General features: G+C 77.2%; 1 protein-coding gene. It reads right to left on the reverse strand.

Annotation, left to right across the window (positions count from 1 at the left end):
* Positions 1 to 316 (reverse strand): DUF2894 domain-containing protein (locus HA630_RS26845; protein ID WP_166832140.1); only part of this gene is annotated, 316 nt, incomplete at both ends.

Below are 316 nucleotides of genomic sequence, written 5' to 3' on the forward strand. Positions count from 1 at the left end.
GGGCCCAAACCTCGCGGAAACCCTGCAGGCTGGGCATGTCGGGCGGGTCGGCACGGGCAGCCAGCGCTGCGCTGGCGCCGTGAGCGCCCGGTGCGTGCTGCCGCAGCCGCTCGGTGAGCTCGGCCAGGGGCGACACGCGGGGCGGGGCCTTGGCGTGTGGCGCGAGCGTGGCCGGTGCGGCGTGCGGCGTGGGCAATCCAGCCGCCGCTTGCGCGTCGGTGCGCCAGCGTTGCAGCTCGGCGTGGCTGCGGGCCCACAGCAGCTGTTGCACCGCGGCCGGCGCGGTTTGCGCGCGTTGGGCCAGGGTCTGCAGGGC

It is taken from the genome of Aquabacterium sp. A08, assembly GCF_011742065.1.